This window comes from Micromonospora sp. R77 (assembly GCF_022747945.1).
Taxonomy (GTDB): Bacteria; Actinomycetota; Actinomycetes; order Mycobacteriales; family Micromonosporaceae; genus Micromonospora.
The window spans coordinates 4,026,512-4,043,156 of sequence record NZ_JALDST010000001.1 but is presented as its reverse complement, the minus strand read 5'-3'; the positions used below and the strand labels follow the sequence as shown (position 1 = coordinate 4,043,156).

Genomic DNA, 16,645 nt, shown 5'->3' with positions numbered 1-16,645 from the left:
TGTCGTGGTCACGGAGGGTAGAACTTGGAGATCAACTTAACCGGTACAGTTGCGCAACTGTTTCAGGCATGTAAATGTGTCGGATGAACCTGGGAGCGCTCCCGGCCGTATCCCCCGTCACGTCCCCGGCGCCCCCGCGCCGAAGCCAAGGAGCATCATGAAGCGTCCACTGAGGGCCATCGCGGCCGCCGGCCTGCTGGCCGCCGGCTCGATCGTCGCCGTCGTTCTCGGCGGCAGCGCCTCCGCCGACACGCAGATCTGCGACCAGTACGGCTCGACCGTCATCGGCAACAAGTACGTCGTGCAGAACAACCGCTGGGGCACGACCGCCCAGCAGTGCATCAACGTCACCTCGACCGGCTTCTCGATCACCCGGGCGGACGGCTCGTCGCCGACCAACGGCGCACCCGTCTCCTACCCCTCGATCTTCGCGGGCTGCCACTACACCAACTGCTCGCCCGGCACCAACCTGCCGGTGCAGGTGAAGAACATCAGCAGCGCGCCGAGCAGCATCAGCTACAACTACGTCAGCGGCGCCATCTTCGACGCCTCGTACGACATCTGGCTCGACCCCACGCCCAAGAAGGACGGGGTGAACCAGATGGAGATCATGATCTGGCTCAACCGGCAGGGCTCGATCCAGCCGATCGGCTCCCCCGTCGGCAACACCAACCTGGCCGGCCGGACCTGGGAGGTCTGGCGGGGCAGCAACGGCCAGAACAACGTCATCTCGTACGTGGCGCCGTCGGCGATCCCCAGCATGAGCTTCGACGTCATGGACTTCATCAACGACACGAAGAACCGCGGCGCGATCACCAGCGACTGGTACCTGACCAGCATCCAGGCCGGCTTCGAGCCGTGGCAGGGCGGCGTCGGCCTCGCGGTGAACTCGTTCTCGCAGAGCGTGAACACCGGCGGCAGCACCACCCCGCCCACCACCACGCCGCCGACGACCACTCCGCCGTCCTCGCCGCCGCCGACCACGACCCCGCCGACCAGCTCGACCTGCGCGGTGAAGTACACCCCCACGAACGTCTGGAACAACGGCTTCACCGCCGAGGTGACCATCACCAACACCGGCTCCGGCACCATCAACGGCTGGACCATGAACTACAACCTGCCGTCCGGCCAGACCGTCACCAACGCGTGGAACGCCACCGTCACCCAGAGCGGCTCCGCGATCACCGCGAAGAACGTCAGCTACAACGGCACCCTGTCGCCGGGGGCGTCGACCAACTTCGGCTACCAGGCCACGCTCAACGGCGCCTTCTCCGCGCCCAGCAGCTTCACCCTCAACGGGGTCACCTGCACCAAGGCCTGACCTGAACACCGGAAAGGGCGCGGTCCGCTGCGGACCGCGCCCTTCTCCCTGTCCGGCTCAGCCGCCCAGGGCGTCGATGTCGCGCATCTCCTCGGCGGTGAGCGAGAAGCCGAAGACGTCGGCGTTGGCCCGGATCCGCTCCGGCGTGACGGACTTCGGGATCACCACGATCTCGTGGTCGATGTGCCAGCGGAGCACCACCTGCGCCGGGGAGACGTCGTGCGCGGCGGCGATCCGGACCAGCACCGGGTCGGACAGGTCACTGGTCTTGAACGGGCTGTAGCCCTCCAGCACCACGCCCCGGTCGCGGTGCGCGGCGTGGGTCTGCCGGTCGTACAGGGAGGGGCTCCAGCGGATCTGGTTGACCGCCGGGGTCTCCTCGGTGGCCTGGGTCAGCTCGTCGAGCTGGCTGATGCTGTAGTTGCTCACCCCGACCGCGCGGGTCAGGTTCTCGTCCCGGGCGGCGAGCAGTTCGCGCCACATCGGGATGCTGTCGCCCGCCGCCGACGGCGGCCAGTGGATCAGCCACAGGTCGACGTGGTCGGTGTCCAGCGCGGCCAGGCTCGCCTCCAGCGTCTCCCGCTCCCGGCCCACCCGGTCCGGCGGCAGTTTCGTGGTGACGAAGACGTCCTCGCGGCGCAGGCCGCTCTCCTTGAGGGCCCGGCCCACCTCCTTCTCGTTGCCGTACATGGTTGCGGTGTCCAGATGGCGGTAGCCGGCGTCGAGGGCGGCGAGCACGGCGTCGTACCCGGCCTCGCCGGTGGCCTGCCAGGTGCCGAAGCCGAGCAGCGGCATCCGGACATCGCCGGAGAGGGGGACGTTGGGCTGTTCAGGGCTGCTCATGACGGCTGTTCTACCCGTGATCACGCCCGGCATGCCGGCGACCCGCGCAGCGGCACGGGCGGCGGCGACCGGGGCGGAACCGGCCGCCCCGGCGAGGAACGGGACGAACCGCCCGGGTGGCACCCGGCGGGGCGGGTCGGGGTGCCGCAGAATGCGGGGATGGCGGACCGGCTGGAGGAGTACCGGCGCAAACGGGACGCGAGGCGTACCCCCGAGCCGGTGCCGGAGCGGACGCCCGCGGCGAAGCGGTCCGGTCGCGGCCGGGCCCGGTTCGTCATCCAGCAGCACCACGCCCGCAGCCTGCACTGGGACCTGCGGCTGGAGCACGAGGGGGTGCTGGCCTCCTGGGCGGTGCCGCGCGGCCTGCCCCGGGATCCGGGCCGCAACCACCTCGCCGTGCACACCGAGGATCACCCGATGGAATACCTGACCTTCCACGGCGAGATCCCGGCCGGCGAGTACGGCGGCGGCCGGATGACCATCCACGACACCGGCACCTACACCACCGAGAAGTGGCGTGACGACGAGGTGATCGTGGTGCTCGACGGGGAGCGGACGAAGGGGCGCTACGTCCTCTTCGCCACCGGGGGGCGTGGTCGGGACTGGATGGTCCGCCGCACCGACCCGGCCCCGGAAGGCTGGACGCCGATGCCCGAGCTGATCCCCCCGATGCACGCCACCCGGGTGGAGCGGCTGCCGACGGACGCCGACGCCTGGGGGTACGAGCTGCGCTGGGACGGCGTCCGGGCGATGGCGTACGTCTCCGGGGGCCGGCTGCGGCTGCTGTCGGAGACCGGCGAGGACGTCACCGGGGCGTACCCGTGGCTGCGGGACCTGGCAGCGGAGCTGGCGCCGACGGAGGTCGTGCTGGACGGCGTGCTGGTGCGGATCGACCCGGCCGGACGGGTGAAGCCGCCCAGCGGGCGGGACGGCCAGTTCCTCGCCGTCGACCTGCTCTGGCTGGAGGGCGTGACCAGCCTCGACGTGCCGTACGCGCAGCGCCGGGAACTGCTCGACGGGCTGGCCCTCGGCGGTCGGCACTGGCAGACTCCGCCGTGGTTCCCGGGTGTCGGCGCGGACGCCCTGGCCACGGCCGCGCAGCAGGGGCTCCCCGGCGTGGTGGCGAAACGGCTCGACTCCCCCTACGAGCCGGGTCGGCGCAGCCGGCGCTGGCTGAGCATCGACACGAGCTGAGGAGCATCGTGCACCTGACGCACCTGGAGTGTCCGCGCTGCGGCACCGAGCACCCGGCGGAGAAGCTGCAGAACCTCTGCGACTGCGGCTCGCCGCTGCTGGCCCGCTACGACCTGGCTGCGGTGGCCGCGTCGGTGACCCCGGAGCAGTTCGGGCTCCGCCCGGCCGACCTGTGGCGCTACCGGGAGCTGCTGCCGGTCGCCGACCCGCGCTTCGTCACCACGTTGGGCGAGGGCTGGACACCGCTGCTGCGCGCCCCGGCGTACGGGGCGGAGATCGGCATCCCCGACCTGATCGTCAAGGACGAGGGGCTGACGCCGACCGGGTCGTTCAAGGCACGCGGCGCGGCGGTGGGGGTGAGCCGGGCCCGCGAGCTGGGCGTGGCGCACATCGCCATGCCGACCAACGGCAACGCCGGCTCGGCCTGGGCGACGTACGCGGCCCGCGCCGGGATGCGTGCGACCATCGCGATGCCGCTGGACGCGCCGACCATCTGCCGCCGGGAGTGCGTGGCCGCCGGGGCGGACCTGCGGCTGGTGGACGGGCTGATCAGCGACGCCGGCCGGTGGATCGCCACGCTGGTCGGCGGGTCGGGCGGGCGGATCTTCGACGCCGGCACGCTGCGCGAGCCGTACCGCCTGGAGGGCAAGAAGACCATGGGGTACGAGATCGTCGAGCAGCTCGGCTGGCAGGTGCCCGACGTGATCATCTATCCGACCGGTGGCGGGGTCGGGCTGATCGGCATCCACAAGGCCCTGCACGAGCTGCGCGAGCTGGGTTGGGTGGAGGACAAGCTGCCGCGCCTCGTCGCGGTGCAGTCCACCGGCTGCGCGCCGATCGTCCGGGCGTTCGCCGCCGGTGAGGCGCGGGCCACCCCGTGGCCGGACGCGCGGACCGTCGCCTTCGGCATCACCGTGCCGGCGCCGCTGGGCGACGAGCTGATGCTGGCCGCGCTGCGGGAGAGCAGCGGCACCGCGCTGGCCGTGGACGACGCGGAGATCCTGGCGGACCTGCGGGACTTCGCCGCCCGGGAGGGGCTGCTGCTCTGCCCCGAGGGGGCGGCCTGCCTGACCGCCGCCCGGCACCTGCGCGCCGGTGGCTGGATCCGGGCCGGCGAGCGGGTGGTGGTGCTGAACACCGGTGCGGGGCTGAAGTATCCGGAGACGGTGGACGTCTCCGGCGTACCCCTGGTGTGACGGGCGGGCACCCGGTCAGTCGGTGCCCGGCTCGGTCAACCGCCAGGCCGCGTTGATCAGGCCGATGTGGGACAGCGCCTGCGGCGTGTTGCCCAGTTGCGCGCCGGTGCCCAGGTCGATCTGCTCGGCGAAGAGACCCAGGTCGTTCGCGTGCCCCAGCACCTGGTCGAACAGCGCCCGGGCCCGGCTCTCCTCCCCCGCCAGCACCAGGCACTCCACCAGCCAGAACGAGCAGAGCACGAAGCCCGCCGGATCGGTGTTCCAGCGCCGGACCAGACCGCTGTCGGTGCCCAGCTCGCGCTCCACCACGTCGATGGTGGAGCGCATCCGCGGGTCGGTGGCGGGCAGGAACCGCATCACCGGCAGGATGAGCGCCGAGGCGTCCAGCTCCGCCGACCCGAAGGCCCCGGTGTACGCCCCGATCCGCTCGTTCCACCCCTCGCGCAGCACGGTCGTCCGGATCTCGTCCCGGATCGCCGCCCAGCGCCGTGGATCGGCCCGCTCGCCGAGGCGGGGCGCCAGCTCCACGGCCCGGTCCAGCGCCACCCAGCAGAGCACCTTGGACGACAGGTAGTGCCGTTCGGCGTCCCGGGTCTCCCACATCCCCCGGTCCGGCAGGTGCCAGGTCGCGGCGACCTGCTCGGCCAGGCCGACCACCATCTCGCGCAGCTCCACGTCGAACGTCGAGCCCAGGTAGTCGTGCAGCCGCCACACTGCCGAGATGACCTCGCCGGGCACGTCGAGCTGCCGCTGCCGCCACGCGTCGTTGCCGATCCGCACCGGCCGGCTGCCCGCGTAGCCGCGCAGGTGGGCGCACTCGTGCTCGGAGAGGTCCCGCTCCCCCTCCAGGCCGAACAACACCGGGACGGGCTCCGCGCCGATCCGGCCGATCGAGCGGGCCGCCCAGGCGAACAGTCGGGACGCCTCGTCGGGGCAGGCCGCCACCCAGAGCGCCCGCATGGTCATCGCGAAGTCGCGCAGCCAGGAGTAGCGGTAGTCGTAGTTGCGGTCGCCGCCCACCCGTTCCGGCAGGGAGGTGGTCAGCGCGGCGGCCACCGCGCCGCTGCGGGCGTACGTCAGGCCGGTCAGCACGACCGCGCTGTGCCGGACCTGGTCGGGATAGCAGCCGTCGTACCGGTGGGTCTCCCGGTAGCCCTCCCAGGCCCGGACGGTCTCGGCGAGCGCGTGCACCGGTTCCAGCCGGGCCGGCGGCCCGCCGTAGACCTGGGCGTACGCGAGGTCGAAGCCGACGGTCTGGCCGGCGGCGACCTCGAAGGTGTCCGTCACCCGGTCCCCGTCGACCCGCAACATCCGGCCGGTCCCGCGCAGGTGCAGCGCCACCGGGCCGGCGGTCGCCACCACCATGCCGTCCGGCTGCTCGTGCAGATACGGCGTGAGCAGCCCGTACTCGGGGCGGGGAGCGAAGTCGAGGTGCATCCGCACCCGACCGCTGAGCCCCTCGACCACCCGCACCAGCACGGCCGGCGAGTTCATCCCCAGCTCGTGGCCCCGCGCGCCCAGCTCGGCGGCGAGCGCGTCGGTGACCGCGACACTGCCCTCCGGCGTGTGGTGCACGGTACGCAGCACCAGCGTGTCCGGCCGGTAGGCGCGCTCCACCCGGCTCTCGGCCAGCGGGGCGAGCCGCCAGTGCCCGGCGCGCGGGTCGAGCAGGCGGCCGAAGACCGACGCGGAGTCGAAGCGGTCCGGGCACCACCAGTCGATCGAGCCGTCGCGGCCGACCAGGGCACCGGAGCGGCAGTCGGAGAGAAATCCGTAGTCGGAGATCGCCGGCTGGTCCACCCGCCCCGGTTACCCGGACCGGTCGCGTTCAGGCCGGTCGAATCAGGCGGTCGGAGGCTCGTCCGCCCCGGCCTCCTCGGCCGCGTCGGCCTCCTCCTTGGTGCGGTGCACGGCCTGGTCGGCGTGCTCGGGCGGGCCGTAGACGGTGTAGAGGACCAGCGGGTTGGGGCCGGTGTTGACGAAGTTGTGCTTGGTGCCGGCCGGTACGACCACCAGGTCGCCCGCGACGACCTCCTTCTTCTCGCCGGCCACCCGCGCCTCGCCGGTGCCGCTGACGAAGGTCAGGATCTGGTCGATCCCTTCGTGCACCTCCTCGCCGATCTCACCGCCGGGCGGGATCGTCATGATCACCAGCTGGCTGTGCCCGCCGGTCCACAGCACGCGGCGGAAGTCCGGGCTCTTCTCGGCGACGGTCGCGATCGTGAAATGTTCCATGGCGCGCACATACCCGCCCGGACCGGCCGTCACGCCGGGAGGCGCAGATGGTGGAATTCCGCCCGCTCCCGGTGTTTGGATCCCGTCGGGAGGGGCATCCGAAACGCCAGGACCGGTGCGGATGGCCGGTCGAGCCAGGTCCCCGCTGTCGTACCGCCGTACGGCTGCGGTGGTGGGAGACGGCCAGAGCGCGGCGACGTCACGACCTCGGTCTGACGGCGCCGCGCGCTCGTCCGTGCGGGAAGTGCCACGGTCGACGGTCCGGGCCGCTGGTGGCGGCCCGGACCGTCCGGATCATCGGGCGGTGCAGCTGAGAGCCACCGGCGCCTGGTTGTCGCCGGTCACCACCAACCCCCAGCTGGTGCTGCCGCCCGCCGGCAGGCTGCCGTTCCAGCTCGCGTTGGTCGCGGTCACCTGCTGGCCGGCCTGGCTCGCGGTGGCGTTCCAGGCACTGGCGAGCCGCTGCCCGCCGGGAAAGCCGAACGAGCTGGTCCAGTCGGTGATCGGCGCGGTACCGGTGTTGCGGACGGTCACCTCGGCCTGGAAGCCGCCCGTCCACGACCCGGTGACCCGCCAGCCGGCCGCGCAGCCCGCGCCGGGCCCCGGCGTGCCGGTAGTCGGGCTCGGGCTCACCGTCGGGCTCGGCGACACGGTCGGGCTCGGGGACACCGTCCCGCTCGGGGTGGGCGCCACGGTGGGGCTGACCGTCGGGGAGGCCGTCGGGCCGGTGCCGTCCGAGGTGGTGAAGCTGACCGGGGTGTACGCGGCGGAGCAGGTGCCGCCGCAGGAGGCCGGCAGCGAGAACCGGTAGACCCGGCCGTTGTTGATCAGCGTGTCGGCGGCGTCGCGGACCCGGATCTGGAAGTCGGTGCCGCCGGAGGTGGTGGCCCCGAGGACGTACGACTGGCCCATGTCGCTGTTCATGGTGGCGGACCGCCACACGCCGTCGGCCAGGTAGTCGATCCCGTGGATGCCGTTGGCCAGGTGCGACACGGCGATCGCCGGCCAGTACTTCTGTGCGCCCTGCAGGAAGCCGATCCGGATGTCGCCGGAGTAGTTCGGCGCGGGCACGAACGACCAGGAGACGTGCCGGTTGTTCCAGTGCGCCGGGTACAGGTCGCCGACCGGCGTCCCGTTGCGCGCGAAGCGGTTCAGCGACGACGTCGCCAGGTCCAGGTGGTACGGGTCGTCCCGGCACCAGGCGTTGCCGTCGCCGCAGCTGTCGGCGACCAGCATGGTGAGGGTGGCCCCGTTGTAGCCGTCGGCCACCCAGGAGCCGTTGCGGCAGAACGGCTGTCCGGCCGCGCCGTCGTTGATCCCGGTGCAGTAGTCGCCGATGGCGACCTTGACGTACCGGCCGCAGTTGAGGCCGTTGTTCCACAGCCCGATCTTGTCCGCCTGGGACGGTGGCAGCGGCCGGGCCGGGTAGGACGAGTAGTCGCCGGGCAGGTCGTAGACGTTCAGCGCGACGAAGTCGGGTGAGTCCAGTTGGTTCTCCGGCAGGCCGCAGCCGCCGTACGGGGAGCCGAGCCCGTCGAAGTGGGTGGCGTTGCCGGTGACCGGTGCGGGTGGATCGCCGACCGCCTGGGCGGGCAGCTGGCCGGCGAGCAGCAGCGCGGCGGCAGCGGCGGCCAGGGCGGCGAAGAGCGGGGCGCGGAGGCGCGGGGTCGACATGGGAAAGCCTTCCGGGCGGGGGTCGACCGAGCGTTTCCGGGCAGGGTCGACCGAGGAGGGTGGTCATGTGCCCAACATGCCCGGCGGTGCCCGCGTGCCCATGCCATCACCCGGCGTCGATCGCTGTCAACGACCACCACGAAGCGCGGTCGGCGGAAACGCTGTGAGTAATGCGAATGTGTCGTTAGATTGAAGTATGGTGCCCGCCCACGGGGGTCGGGCGGCGGAACCGGTCTACCGCCCTGTTCTGGTCGGTCGCCGGGGTGAGCTGGAGGCGCTGGCCCATCTCGACGAGATGTCCGCTCCGCTGCTCGCTCCGGTCATCGATATCCGCGCGCTCGACACGGGCACGGTGGACCTGCTCGGCCGGCTGCCGTCCGGGCTGCTGCCCGCCGTCGACGTGACCGCACTGCCGGACGTCCCGGAGAGCGAGCTGGTCCGCTGGGGCGTGCCCCTGGTGCCGGTGATCGGGCTCGCGGAGAGCGACCGGCGGCTGGTGGCGCACGGCGTGGCGGCCCGGGCGTACGCGCGGCGGGCGGTGGTGCGGCTGCGGACCGGGCAGGACCGGGCCGGGGCGGACGCCATCACCACGGCGGCGGAGCGGGTGTGGCGGCTGGCCCGCCTGGTGCCGGAGCAGTGCGACCTGCTCGTCGACGCGGGCGACGTGTGCTGCCCGGCGGACGTGCGGGTGGCCGAGCCCCGGGTCCGGCGGCTGGTCGAGTGGGGCCGCCGGCACGCCTGGCGCTCGGTGGCGGTCGCGGCCGGTGGGATGCCGCCGACGGTGAGCCGGCTGCCGGTCGACGAGCCGGTCCGCCTGGACCGCTACGACTGGCAGCTCTGGCGGCGCCTGACCGACCTCGACGTCGGCTACGGCGACTACGGGGTGAGCTGCGCGCTGCCGGACGCGGACGCCCCGGCCGACCGGTTGCCGACGCTGCGCTACACGGTCGACGGGGCCTGGTGGATCCACCGCTGGTCGCGGCGCGGCGGCCGGGGCGACGAGCGGGTCGCGGACCTGTGCCGGACGGTGGTCGCCGCCCCGTACTGGCCGACGACGGGGGCGGCGTTCTCCTGGGGCGACCACGAGATCCTGCGCCGGGCGCGGCGCGGTGCCGGTGCCGGCTCACCGACGAACTGGACGGCGTGGAGCACGTCGCACCACCTGGCGCACGTGCTCGGGGCGCTGTCGCGGCCCACCCGGGACGAGCGTCCCGGGCCGTGGCACGCCGGTCACGACACACCGGAACGCGGACGCTCGGGGCGTCCGCAGCGCGGCGGCGAGACCCGGCGGGCCGGCTGAGCTCACTCCTTCTCGGTGAAGCCGAACTGGACGACGCCCTCGTCGTCCACGCTGGCGTCGACCGAGGTGTCGTTGAGCAGTTCGGCGGCGTCGGCGTCGAGGAAGATCCGGGCGCCCTGGTTGTCCACCACCTGGTCGCCCTGGACCGGCTGCGGCACCAGTTCGATGGAGAGCGAGCCGGCGTCGGTGTCGGCGGCGATGCGCAGCCCACCGTCCTGCGCCACGTCCTGCTGGGCGGCGAGGTCACGGATCACCAGGACGGCGTTGTCGGTCATGGTCAGCATGGGGAACTCCTCGGTGCGTACGGGTCGTGGGCGGGTCGGCGCAGCCGTGTCGGCCGGGCCCGGAACCCTGGGAAGGCGAAATCGGTCTTCGCCGCGCAAACCGGGGCGGCTGATGCACCCCTCACCACCCACCGTGCCCCCTCGGCGGGCATCCGTCAAATAGAACCGAGTGAGTCGACACCGGAGGAACCGGCCCGGCCGGGCACCGGGAAGCAGGGCGCTGAGCAGGCATTTCGCCGCCCGCCGGCGCGGCGGGTCCATATGCTCGACGACATGGACGACGCCAGGCGCTACCTCGCCGAGTTCCTCGGCACCCTGCTGCTGGTCTTCTTCGGCGTGGGTAGCGTGATCGCCGCGCGGGTGCAGGGTGGCGTGGTGGTGGTCGCGCTCGCCTTCGGTTTCGTGATGCTCGCCCTGGTGTACGCGATCGGGCCGCTCTCCGGCAGCCACGTCAACCCGGCGGTGACGCTGGGTGTGCTGCTCTCCGGCAAGATCTCGCTGCTCGGCGCGGTCGCCTACTGGGTCGTCCAGTTCCTCGGGGCGACCGTCGCCGCGTTCATCCTCTGGGGGCTCACCCGGTGGGGTGACGTGGTGGACCAGTCCGGCGCATTGGGCACCAACGGCTACGGGGCGCACATCAACGCCGGTGGCGCGGCGGTGCTGGAGACGGTGCTGACGTTCCTGTTCGTCCTGGTGGTGCTGGTGGTGACGAGCCGCGCCGAGTACGCCGCCTTCGCCGGGGTGCCGATCGGGCTGGCGAACGCCGCCGCGCACCTGGTCGGCGTCACCCTGGACGGCACCTCGATCAATCCGGCCCGGTCGTTCGGCCCGGCCGTCTTCGAGGGCGGGACCGCGCTGCGCCAACTCTGGGTGTTCATCGTGTTCCCGCTGCTCGGTGGGGCGCTGGCGGCGCTGGTGGCCCCGCTGGTGACCAGCCGCAACCCGCGCTACCGGGCGGAGCCCGAGGAGCCGGCGTCGCACCGCCCCTGAGCCGACCCGGACATCTGGCAATAAGTTTCGTCTTTGAGGGTTCTCCGCAGGAAACCTCCATGGCAGCATCTACGCATGCATCGTCGTCTCTTTACCGGGGCGCTCGCGGTGCTGGCGTTGGCCGCCACCGCGGCCACCGCCGGCGCCCCCGACGCCACAGCCGAGTCCCCCACCCCCGCCCGGACCCGGCTGAACGCCACCATCGACACGGTCCTCGCCGACTCCCGGCTCGACGGGGCACAGGCCGGCGTGGTCGTGGTCGACACCGCCACCGGCGAGACCCTCTACGACCGCAACGGCGACCGCAGGCTGGTGCCCGCCTCCAACGCCAAGCTGCTCACCTCCACCGCGGCGCTGGAGCTGCTCGGCCCCGGCCACCGGTTCACCACCGACGTCGCCACCGACGGGGTCCGGCGGGCCGGCCTGCTCTCCGGGGACCTCTACCTGCGCGGCGGCGGCGACCCCACGATGCTCGCCGCCGACTACGACGCGCTGGCCGCCCAGGTGGCGGCGGACGGCGTACGGGTGGTGACCGGGAACCTGGTCGCCGACGACACCCGCTACGACGACACCCGGCTGGGCCCCGACTGGACCTGGGACGACGAGTCCTACTACTACGCCGCGCAGGTCTCCGCGCTGACCGTCGCCCCGGACACCGACTACGACGCCGGCACGGTGATCGTGAACGCCGCCCCCGCCGCGGCGGCCGGTGCGCCGCCGGTGGTGACGATGACCCCGCCCAACGGCTGGCTGCGGATCGAGAACCGGGCCGAGACGGTCGCCGGCGGGGAGACGACGATCTCGTTCGAGCGGGAGCACGGCGGGAACACCATCGTGGTGACCGGCCAGATCGCGGTCGGCCAGCAGCCCGAGAGCGACTGGATGACGGTCTGGGAGCCGACCGGCTACGCCGCCGACATCTTCCGGGCGGCGCTGCGCCGGCACGGCGTACGGGTGCTCGGCCGGACCGTCCTCGGCCAGCCCACCCCGGCCGAGGCGAAGCCCGTCGCCCGGCACGACTCGATGACCCTCGCCGAGCTGATGGTGCCGTTCCTCAAGCTGTCCAACAACGGGCACGCGGAGGTGCTGACGAAGGAGCTGGGCCGGATCCTCTCCGGCTCGGGCAGCTGGTCGGCGGGGCTCACCGCGATCGGCGAGTACGTCGGGGACAACGGCGTGGACACCGGCAACCTGCGCCAGCGGGACGGCTCCGGGCTGTCCCGGCGCAACCTGATCCCGCCGACCGAGTTCGTCGCGCTGCTCGCCGCCGTCCGCGCCGAACCCTGGTTCGACACCTGGTACGCCGCGCTGCCGGTCGCCGGCAACGCCGACCGGTTCGTCGGCGGGACGCTGCGCAGCCGGATGCGCGGCACCCCGGCGGCGAACAACGTGCACGCCAAGACGGGCAGCCTGACCGGCGCGTCCAGCCTCTCCGGCTACGTCACCGACGCCGACGGCCACCTGCTGGCCTTCTCGGTCGTGCTGAACAACTACCTGACCTCGTCGGTGAAGAGCCTCGAGGACCAGATCGCGATCGCGCTGGCGTCGTACACCGAGAAGGGGACGACCACGGCGCGGCTGACGGTGCCGACGGCGCCCGAGGCACCGCGGGTGCCGGAGGGTCTGGAGTGTTCCTGGGTGAAGCCGGTGCGCTGCTGACGGGCGCGGGTCCCCACCCAGGGGGTGGGTGGGGACCCGCGCGTTCGGTCAGGCGCCGGGCCGGTGCGGCGGCGGGGCCGCGGCCGGGTCGCCCTGCTCGATCAGCGCATCGATCGCCGCGGGCGGCAGCCCGCGCAGGGTGAGCACCCGCCGACCCCAGCGGTGCAGCCGGCACGGGTGCGGGCTGGCGTCGTTGCGGCAGATCGTCCCGCCGGACCAGCGCCGGGGCGCGTGCACCACCACGGCGCGCACCGCGAACTGGGCGTCCTCGCCGGTCACGTACGGCGGCAGCGGGATGTCGCGCAGCGTGTCGTCGGACTCCTCACCCGCCCCCGGCTGCACGGCGGGGCGGACTAGGCGGGCACTGCTGCTCATCGGTGGGGCCTCCACAGAGGATGGTGTGATTCGGACTACCGGACGGTACGTCGGCCCCGACGGCGCGTGACGGACAAACTGTCCCCGCCCTCACCGGGCACAGTGCCGGCACGGGCGGCGGGTCCGCAGGTGGTGGCCGACCGCGGCGACGCCGAGGCCCCACCCCCACAGCCAGTATCCGGGCATGGCGACCCAGAAGAACGCCAGCGGGTATCGCCCGTCCCCCGGGTCGAAGGTGCCGGTGCCGGTCTCGACGGCGAGTTGGCCGATGCCGACGCCGAAATAGCCGACCAGACCGACGGAGAAGACCGCCGCCGGGACGAGCAGCAGCCCGCGCGGGACGGTCCGGCCGGCCAGCAGCGGCACCCAGCGCGGCCACACCCGCCCCCACCGGTGGACCAGGGCCAGCGGTAGCAGCACCCCCGCCAGCAGGAAGCCCACCTCGAAGAGCACGGCCGAAGCCCCCTGGGCCAGCGGCAGGTCCCCGAAGCCCACGGCCACCTGGGCGGCCAGCCGCACCAGGCAGCCGGCCACCGCCGTCCATGCCGCGATCCGGGCCCAGCCCGGCACCGGCGCCGCCGACCAGCGCCCCGGACGACCGGTCCGGCCGCAGCGTCCACAGTCGCCACGGTGCCGCCGCCGATGGTCCAGCACGGTGGCGTGCAGCAGTGCCGCGCCGGTGAGCGCACCGACCCGGCTGAGGAGGCCGGCCAGGGTGAACGCCGGGCTCAGCTGGCCGATCAGGAGACCGACCACGTCCAGCAGGAGCAGCGCGCAGGAGAGCACGAGCAGCGCGCAGACCGCCCATGCGGCGACCGCGAGGCCCGGCCGCCAGGTGCGCGCCCGGGCCAGCGCGCCGGCCGCGAGCCCGGCAGCCGCGCAGACCGCCACCGACCACCGGCCGGTCACGACCACCAGGTCGGTGTGCAGCGGCCCGAAGCCGGGCGCACCGGCCACCGTCCAGGTCAGCCGCAGGGCGCCGTAGAGCAGGGCCCAGACGACCACGGCGTACGGCAGCAGGAGCGGCCGGGTCCGCGCCGGGGCGGGCGACGGCAGGGTGAGCGACATGTCGTCCAGCCTGCCGCCGCCGGGCGCCCGGTCACTCCCGCCCGGGAGTGGCGCGGCTCCCCGCGACGTGGGAGCGGCTCACCGCTCCCCGGCGACCTCGGGCCGGCGGACCCGGGTGGCCGGATCGTAGTCCGGACCGACCCCCTCGACGATGATCGCCGAGCCCTCGATGTGCCGCAGCCGCAAGGGCAGGATCTCCTGGTACGCCGGGGAGGCGTACCAGGCGCGGGCCCGCTCGACGTCCGGGAACTCGATGATCACGACGGTGCCCGGCCACTCCCCCTCGATCACCTCCGGATCCGGGCCGTGCACCCGGAACCGACCCGCGTACGGGTCGAGGGTCGCCTGGATCTTCTCCAGGTATTCGACGATGTCGTCGTTGACCTGCGGGGTACGCAGGTGGGCGAGCGCGAACGCGGACATGGTTCCTCCCCGATGACGTGCGCCGATTCCTCGGTCGCAGGACTTGCTCGCGATTCTGCCGCCGTCCCGCCACCGGGTCGATCACCTCGGGGGTAGGTGCGGGTCCGATCCGTTGTCGGCGGCGGCCGAACGCCCACTCCGGGCCCTCCCCGCGTTCTCGCCCACATCCGTCGGCCCGGCCCAGCAGCCTCACGGACCCCGCGGGCACCCTTTTGGAGTCGCTACGAGTTTTATGACGTAAATGAATCGGTGCCGTTGCCACCGGCGCCGAGCCCTGCGGCCGGTCCGGTGATTCGTATTCGTCATCAAAGCTGTAGCGGGTGAAGGAGGGCCGGGCCGGCAGGCTGGTCCGGCCCTGCCTCGGTCGCCGGGCGAGACGCAGGAAGCCAGCGGGACGCAGGACACCGACGGAACGCAAGAAGCCGGCGGGACGCAGGACGCCAGCAGGAGGCAGAACGCCAGCGGGAGGCAGAGGATGAGCGGCACGGGGCTCGGGTCAGCGCAGCGCGGCGGCCTGCAGGCCGACGGTGCCGCAGTCGCCGAAGGACTCCTCCACGGTCCAGCTCACCTGGAGCTTCGCCCCCTTCGGCGCGCGGAACCGGACGGTGAACTCGGCGGTGTGCTGGGTGTGCGGGTCCTCCAGCCGCATGCTGCTGGTCGGGCCGCCGGTGGAGAGCCGCACGTCGAGGCGGGCCCGGGCCGCCCACAGCCCGACATAGAGCCGGACCGTGCGCGGGGCGCCGTCGGCGGCGACGGAGAGCACGAAGCCGTTGCCCTTCCCGCAGGTCTGCACCCCGGCCGTGGTGCCGCTGGCCGCCCCGACGGGCGCGCCGTCCCGCCAGGCGTACGCCTCGGGGTTGGTGCTGAAGCTCTCCCGCGCGCCCCGGCCGCCCTCGTCGCGGATCTCCCCCGACCCGGTCCGCTTGCGGACCGGCGTGGTGGCGCCGAGCAGTCCCCAGTGGACCCAGTCGACGGTGCCGGCCGCGGTGAGGTCCACCAGCGCGGGAACGTCGGCGCGGGTCACCGTGAGCAGTGGTTCGACGGCCGGCGTCGAGGGGACGGCGGTCGGCGACGGCGAGGGCGACGGCGGTCGCTGCCGGGGACGCAGCCCGGGGGTGACCAGGTCGTCGCCCGGTGACGCGTTCGCGCCCGGTCCCGGGCTGGGCCGGCCCACGGTGCTCGGCGGGCCCGGGAGGACGGCGCTCTCCTCGCGGGGCGCGGCGTGCTGCTCGGTGCCGAGGTAGGCGACCACGGCGGTCAGGGCGACGACCGCGATCAGCGCCTCCACGGCCAGCCGACGCCGTTGCCGGGCGCGGGCGAGCCGGCGCAGGGCCGAACGGGTCGGCCCGTTCGGGGCCGGTGCGGGCTCGTCGACCCGAGCACGATCCTGCTCCGCCACCGAACCTCCCGCCTCCTCGTCCACGCCCCGCTGTCGGGAGTGGACGGACCGTGACCCGCTTCACGTTTCCATCGGGACGACCGGTACACCATATGTCGGCGGCGCGGCGTTTCCAGTTCGTTACCAAACTCCAGGAGGGCCCCGTTCGGCACGATCGGTTGGCCGACCCTGTCCGAACGGTGATCCGCCCTGGTCGGGGCGGGTCTCAGCGGCGCTCACGCCGCCGCAGACCGCGCTCCGGGTGCCAACTGAGGATCACCAGGTGGTCCGGCGGGTCGCCCACCCGGGTCAGCACCACCTCGGTCAGCTCGACCCGGAACCGGTGCGACCCGTCCTCGGCCGGCGGCTCCTCGTGCGCCACCCCGGCGATCTTCGCGTCCCCGCCCCAGGACGTCGGGTCGTCCTCCGGGGTGTCCTCCGTCGGGCAGTGCAGCGCCACCCGGGGGTCGCGCCGCAGGTCCAGCGCCTTCAAGGCGCCGGCCATGCTGCCCAGCCGGAGCTGACCGTCGGCGGTGAAGTCGAACTCCGTACCGCTGATCCGGGGCGAGCCGTCCCGGCGCAGGGTCGCCATCGTGCCGTGCTTGCGTACCGTGAACCGGTCGCGGACGCGCGCCGCGAACTCGGGTTCGGACTCGACCAGGTCGGACCACCATGCCATGACCGCCAGCCTGGCAGGAAAACCTG

Annotated in this window: 16 protein-coding genes; 6 read left to right on the top strand and 10 right to left on the bottom strand. The window is 73.3% G+C overall.

Annotated features, from left to right (window positions below; translation table 11 throughout):
• Positions 1-157: 157 nt before the first annotated feature.
• Positions 158-1,321, top strand: a complete 1,164-nt coding sequence (locus tag MRQ36_RS19095) for a cellulose binding domain-containing protein (RefSeq protein ID WP_242797330.1) — start codon at positions 158-160, stop codon at positions 1,319-1,321.
• 57 nt (positions 1,322-1,378) lie between these two features.
• Here MRQ36_RS19095 and MRQ36_RS19090 read toward each other — a convergent pair whose 3' ends face one another.
• Positions 1,379-2,164, bottom strand: coding sequence for an aldo/keto reductase (locus MRQ36_RS19090; protein ID WP_242797328.1), 786 nt, complete (start codon positions 2,162-2,164; stop codon positions 1,379-1,381).
• Positions 2,165-2,323: 159 nt separating this feature from the next.
• On the opposite strand from MRQ36_RS19090, the gene MRQ36_RS19085 reads away from it, so the two are divergent.
• Together MRQ36_RS19085 and MRQ36_RS19080 are read left to right on the top strand one after the other, a co-directional pair.
• Positions 2,324-3,358: a DNA polymerase ligase N-terminal domain-containing protein gene (locus MRQ36_RS19085; protein ID WP_242797326.1), complete on the top strand. Its 1,035-nt coding sequence runs from the start codon at positions 2,324-2,326 to the stop codon at positions 3,356-3,358.
• Positions 3,359-3,366: 8 nt separating this feature from the next.
• A complete protein-coding gene (locus MRQ36_RS19080) occupies positions 3,367-4,554 on the top strand; it encodes a threonine synthase (protein WP_242797323.1) in 1,188 nt (395 codons plus the stop codon).
• 15 nt (positions 4,555-4,569) lie between these two features.
• Here MRQ36_RS19080 and MRQ36_RS19075 read toward each other — a convergent pair whose 3' ends face one another.
• From MRQ36_RS19075 to MRQ36_RS19065, 3 genes are all read right to left on the bottom strand, one after another.
• A complete protein-coding gene (locus MRQ36_RS19075; RefSeq protein ID WP_242797321.1) occupies positions 4,570-6,354 on the bottom strand; it encodes a glycoside hydrolase family 15 protein in 1,785 nt (594 codons plus the stop codon).
• Between the two features lie 42 nt (positions 6,355-6,396).
• Positions 6,397-6,789 carry a cupin domain-containing protein gene (locus MRQ36_RS19070; protein WP_242797319.1) on the bottom strand — a complete coding sequence of 131 codons (393 nt, stop codon included), beginning with the start codon at positions 6,787-6,789 and terminating at the stop codon, positions 6,397-6,399.
• A gap of 294 nt (positions 6,790-7,083) precedes the next feature.
• Complete coding sequence (locus MRQ36_RS19065; RefSeq protein ID WP_242797317.1) at positions 7,084-8,463, bottom strand: cellulose binding domain-containing protein; 1,380 nt, start codon at positions 8,461-8,463, stop codon at positions 7,084-7,086.
• 196 nt (positions 8,464-8,659) lie between these two features.
• On the opposite strand from MRQ36_RS19065, the gene MRQ36_RS19060 reads away from it, so the two are divergent.
• Entirely contained in the window at positions 8,660-9,763 is a 1,104-nt protein-coding gene (locus MRQ36_RS19060; protein WP_242797315.1) for a beta family protein, read from the top strand.
• Between the two features lie 2 nt (positions 9,764-9,765).
• Here the strand turns inward: MRQ36_RS19060 and MRQ36_RS19055 are convergent, their stop codons facing one another.
• Entirely contained in the window at positions 9,766-10,047 is a 282-nt protein-coding gene (locus tag MRQ36_RS19055; RefSeq protein WP_242797313.1) for an iron-sulfur cluster biosynthesis family protein, read from the bottom strand.
• 273 nt (positions 10,048-10,320) lie between these two features.
• On the opposite strand from MRQ36_RS19055, the gene MRQ36_RS19050 reads away from it, so the two are divergent.
• Both MRQ36_RS19050 and dacB read left to right on the top strand, forming a co-directional pair.
• Positions 10,321-11,037: an MIP/aquaporin family protein gene (locus tag MRQ36_RS19050; RefSeq protein ID WP_242797310.1), complete on the top strand. Its 717-nt coding sequence runs from the start codon at positions 10,321-10,323 to the stop codon at positions 11,035-11,037.
• A 75-nt stretch (positions 11,038-11,112) separates the two neighbouring features.
• Positions 11,113-12,696 carry a D-alanyl-D-alanine carboxypeptidase/D-alanyl-D-alanine-endopeptidase gene (dacB, locus tag MRQ36_RS19045; RefSeq protein ID WP_242797308.1) on the top strand — a complete coding sequence of 528 codons (1,584 nt, stop codon included), beginning with the start codon at positions 11,113-11,115 and terminating at the stop codon, positions 12,694-12,696.
• Positions 12,697-12,744: 48 nt separating this feature from the next.
• On the opposite strand, the gene MRQ36_RS19040 is transcribed toward dacB, so the two are convergent.
• The 5 genes from MRQ36_RS19040 to MRQ36_RS19020 form a co-directional block, all read right to left on the bottom strand.
• Positions 12,745-13,071, bottom strand: coding sequence for a hypothetical protein (locus MRQ36_RS19040; RefSeq protein ID WP_242797306.1), 327 nt, complete (start codon positions 13,069-13,071; stop codon positions 12,745-12,747).
• A 90-nt stretch (positions 13,072-13,161) separates the two neighbouring features.
• Positions 13,162-14,139, bottom strand: a complete 978-nt coding sequence (locus tag MRQ36_RS19035; protein ID WP_242797304.1) for a hypothetical protein — start codon at positions 14,137-14,139, stop codon at positions 13,162-13,164.
• A 78-nt stretch (positions 14,140-14,217) separates the two neighbouring features.
• Complete coding sequence (locus tag MRQ36_RS19030) at positions 14,218-14,562, bottom strand: DUF1330 domain-containing protein (protein WP_242797302.1); 345 nt, start codon at positions 14,560-14,562, stop codon at positions 14,218-14,220.
• A 496-nt stretch (positions 14,563-15,058) separates the two neighbouring features.
• Positions 15,059-15,961 carry a hypothetical protein gene (locus MRQ36_RS19025; protein WP_242797300.1) on the bottom strand — a complete coding sequence of 301 codons (903 nt, stop codon included), beginning with the start codon at positions 15,959-15,961 and terminating at the stop codon, positions 15,059-15,061.
• 205 nt (positions 15,962-16,166) lie between these two features.
• Positions 16,167-16,619, bottom strand: a complete 453-nt coding sequence (locus MRQ36_RS19020; protein ID WP_242797297.1) for a pyridoxamine 5'-phosphate oxidase family protein — start codon at positions 16,617-16,619, stop codon at positions 16,167-16,169.
• Positions 16,620-16,645: the final 26 nt, after the last annotated feature.

Bases quoted from the DNA above. Each gene is read 5' to 3' on its own strand.
- MRQ36_RS19095 (WP_242797330.1), top strand. From the start codon at position 158: ATGAAGCGTCCACTGAGGGCCATCGCGGCCGCCGGCCTGCTGGCCGCC.
- MRQ36_RS19090 (WP_242797328.1), bottom strand. From the start codon at position 2,164: ATGAGCAGCCCTGAACAGCCCAACGTCCCCCTCTCCGGCGATGTCCGG.
- MRQ36_RS19085 (WP_242797326.1), top strand. From the start codon at position 2,324: ATGGCGGACCGGCTGGAGGAGTACCGGCGCAAACGGGACGCGAGGCGT.
- MRQ36_RS19070 (WP_242797319.1), bottom strand. From the start codon at position 6,789: ATGGAACATTTCACGATCGCGACCGTCGCCGAGAAGAGCCCGGACTTC.
- MRQ36_RS19065 (WP_242797317.1), bottom strand. From the start codon at position 8,463: ATGTCGACCCCGCGCCTCCGCGCCCCGCTCTTCGCCGCCCTGGCCGCC.
- MRQ36_RS19060 (WP_242797315.1), top strand. From the start codon at position 8,660: ATGGTGCCCGCCCACGGGGGTCGGGCGGCGGAACCGGTCTACCGCCCT.
- MRQ36_RS19055 (WP_242797313.1), bottom strand. From the start codon at position 10,047: ATGCTGACCATGACCGACAACGCCGTCCTGGTGATCCGTGACCTCGCC.
- MRQ36_RS19050 (WP_242797310.1), top strand. From the start codon at position 10,321: ATGGACGACGCCAGGCGCTACCTCGCCGAGTTCCTCGGCACCCTGCTG.
- dacB (WP_242797308.1), top strand. From the start codon at position 11,113: ATGCATCGTCGTCTCTTTACCGGGGCGCTCGCGGTGCTGGCGTTGGCC.
- MRQ36_RS19040 (WP_242797306.1), bottom strand. From the start codon at position 13,071: ATGAGCAGCAGTGCCCGCCTAGTCCGCCCCGCCGTGCAGCCGGGGGCG.
- MRQ36_RS19035 (WP_242797304.1), bottom strand. From the start codon at position 14,139: ATGTCGCTCACCCTGCCGTCGCCCGCCCCGGCGCGGACCCGGCCGCTC.
- MRQ36_RS19030 (WP_242797302.1), bottom strand. From the start codon at position 14,562: ATGTCCGCGTTCGCGCTCGCCCACCTGCGTACCCCGCAGGTCAACGAC.
- MRQ36_RS19020 (WP_242797297.1), bottom strand. From the start codon at position 16,619: ATGGCATGGTGGTCCGACCTGGTCGAGTCCGAACCCGAGTTCGCGGCG.